The 2639-nt window shown below is 43.8% G+C and carries 4 protein-coding genes; 2 read left to right on the top strand and 2 right to left on the bottom strand.

Annotated features, from left to right (window positions below):
• Positions 1 to 30: 30 nt before the first annotated feature.
• Complete coding sequence (locus tag K6C05_RS00020; protein ID WP_296730170.1) at positions 31 to 426, bottom strand: hypothetical protein; 396 nt, start codon at positions 424 to 426, stop codon at positions 31 to 33.
• Positions 427 to 534: 108 nt separating this feature from the next.
• Complete coding sequence (locus tag K6C05_RS00015) at positions 535 to 879, bottom strand: hypothetical protein (RefSeq protein WP_296730169.1); 345 nt, start codon at positions 877 to 879, stop codon at positions 535 to 537.
• 322 nt (positions 880 to 1201) lie between these two features.
• On the opposite strand from K6C05_RS00015, the gene K6C05_RS00010 reads away from it, so the two are divergent.
• Both K6C05_RS00010 and K6C05_RS00005 read left to right on the top strand, forming a co-directional pair.
• On the top strand, positions 1202 to 1807 hold the full coding sequence (locus tag K6C05_RS00010; protein ID WP_296730168.1) for a sugar O-acetyltransferase: 606 nt from the start codon (positions 1202 to 1204) through the stop codon (positions 1805 to 1807).
• Between the two features lie 108 nt (positions 1808 to 1915).
• Positions 1916 to 2639 (top strand): enoyl-CoA hydratase-related protein (locus K6C05_RS00005; RefSeq protein WP_296730167.1); only part of this gene is annotated, 724 nt, incomplete at its 3' end.

The raw sequence follows: 2639 nt of genomic DNA, 5'->3' as shown, positions 1-2639 counted from the left end.
GATTGGAAGAATTTGCAGTTATTAATTTTATCAGCGATAGCCGATATCGACTATTCTGTATTTCCAGCCTATTTTATCCATACAAATTTCAAAAAGTCTATTGGGGGCCACAACGCGGGCAGTGGTGAGCTTTGTAGCCATCATATCTGTATAGTACCTCCATTCGCCACCGCCAAATGAAGAAAAATCCCATGACATCGTTTTGTTTGATGTGCCGTCACTTTTTACCTCCCGCGTCACAATTGTGAACCATTTGCCGGTTTGAGAGGTGCCACTTTTTATGGTATTATCTATCAAATAAACATCAGCATTCTCCTCAGGTAAATGAGCAATCCAGATTTCTCGGGCATGTGCTGTGCTGTATATGGCATTGGAATTAACAGCTATAAGGGCAAAGCTGAACAATAAAATAAATATTTTTTTCATTAAAAGGCGCCTCCTGAATTTGTATTATTACGAGGTAAAAGATATTCCCTTCCTCTATGGATGGGGGAGATAAATTATGATGTAATTTTTTAAGATTTATATTATCCTTCAGCCGCGGTGACGCCAACGCCCCAAGCCATGAAAACGGGCTCCGCGTTCACGGTTATGCCGGTTCCCCCCATAGCCAAAGTTATAATCCTCCGCGGAATCGTTTTGGGTATTCTCCTGGTATGTATTATTGTTTAATGTATTGTGCACGGCATTATCTTCGTTGGTACCACCACATTCTATACCATCCGGTCCGCTGGTATTGTTACAGTCTATTCCCGGGTCGTAAACACATTCATCGTCACTGTCGTCTATCCCTGGGCCGTAATCCTCGTCCTCTTTATTGACAGCGCCAATGACAGAGTCATCATTTTCGTAAACCTCATGATCTTCATCCCATAGCATGCTTTTCACCTCGCAAAATCTTCTCTACCAAGGATATTCAACAAATTATTATATTTTCCTTTGTATGCAGTAAAATCGGTAAGCTGGAGATGAGTCCTTCAAGGCGTGCAGGTTGTTAGCTGTATGTCGGCTGTTATTCAGTATCAGCTGCCATCAGGGGGATGAAGCCGGTCATGTAAGGCAAGCGGTGAAGATGCATCTTTCATCAGACTGGAAAAGGGGAAAAGACCTTCGATATAGAATATTAACCTTAGTTAATTGTATTTGGGCCGTTGTTGGATGTACTGTCAGTATAATGATCATAACACAGGAGGTTTGCGATATGTCATCGGAAAAGGAGAAAATGCTCAGGGGGGAATGGTTTCAGGACAATGAACCCTGGATGGTAAACCAACGGGCTTTGGCAGGTAATATCAGTACCATTTATAATCAGACAATGGTGGAGGAAAAGGAGAAAAGAAGTAAATTATTGCAGGATATTTTAGGACATATAGGGAAAAATTCATTTATTGCCAATGGTGTTCAATTCGATTATGGCTGTAATATCTATATTGGTGATGATGTATATATAAATTTTAATGTGGTATTTCTTGATGGTAATGAAATCCATATTGGCGACAGGAGCCTGATTGGTCCCGGGGTATTGTTTGCCACACCGTCCCATCCTTTGGTAGCTGATGAACGATCCAAGCATACTAATCAGTATGGGGACTACTTTCCTGAGAAAGTTGAAAAAATCATACTGGAGGAGGATGTCTGGATAGGTGGAAATGTTACTATTATGCCCGGAGTGACAATAGGCAGGGGCTCGGTAATCGGTGGAGGAAGTGTTGTGACCAAGGATATTCCTGCCAACTCCCTGGCATTGGGAAATCCATGCAGAGTGGTAAGGCAGATTACTGATGCCGATCGTATAGGTCTTTACTGATTATGTAAGAGCAAATAAAATGTGTCCTTATATGAAAATTGATTAAGTTGGTGGTATGGTATCCGGCATTATGGTATGCCGGAAGATTTATTAAATGGGGGTGTTGTTGTGGCAGAAGAAGTAATAAAGTGCGAAAAAGAGGATGGGGTTGCCCTTGTAACCCTGAACAGACCCAAGAGCCTTAATTCCATGAGTCTGGAGCTTATTAACGGTTGGATAGGAATCTTGCATCAGCTGGCACATGATCCGGAGGTTAGGGTTGTGGTGCTGACCGGTGAAGGGCGTGGGTTTTGTGCAGGAGGTGATCTGGCATCCCTGGACAAGCTGACCACCACCGAGGAACGAAGGGCATTTGTAGCTCAGGCAGGGATGATAGTAAGGCTTATTCATGGAATGTCCAAGCCGGTTATTGCCATGGTAAATGGCGTAGCAGCAGGGGCTGGCTTTAATATTGCCATAGCCTGTGACCTTTGCTATGCTGCCAAGGGGGTAAAATTTATTCAGAGCTTTGCCAATATTGGATTGGCCCCGGACTGTGGAGGATATTATTTCCTTGCCAAAACTGTAGGCTTGGCCAAGGCCAAGGAGCTGATGTTTACGGCCAGACCATTGGTGGCCGAGGCGGCTTGCTCCCTTGGATTGGTAAATGATGTATTTGCACCTGAGGAGTTGAGGGAGAAGACCATGGCTGTGTCCAGACAGGTTGCCGGTGCAGCCCCATTGGCTCTGGCCATGATGAAGAAGGAAATCAATAATTATGGTGCATCATTGGATGAGACCTTGACCTATGAATCCATGGCAATGTCCATGCTGCTTGGGACAGAGGATTTTC

The sequence above is a fragment of the Anaerovibrio sp. genome (assembly GCF_024697385.1).
Taxonomy (GTDB): Bacteria; Bacillota; Negativicutes; order Selenomonadales; family Selenomonadaceae; genus Anaerovibrio.
The sequence above is the reverse complement of the archived record's forward strand: the minus strand, read 5'-3'. Positions and strand labels throughout refer to the sequence as shown.

Bases quoted from the DNA above. Each gene is read 5' to 3' on its own strand.
- K6C05_RS00015 (WP_296730169.1), bottom strand. From the start codon at position 879: ATGCTATGGGATGAAGATCATGAGGTTTACGAAAATGATGACTCTGTC.
- K6C05_RS00010 (WP_296730168.1), top strand. From the start codon at position 1,202: ATGTCATCGGAAAAGGAGAAAATGCTCAGGGGGGAATGGTTTCAGGAC.
- K6C05_RS00020 (WP_296730170.1), bottom strand. From the start codon at position 426: ATGAAAAAAATATTTATTTTATTGTTCAGCTTTGCCCTTATAGCTGTT.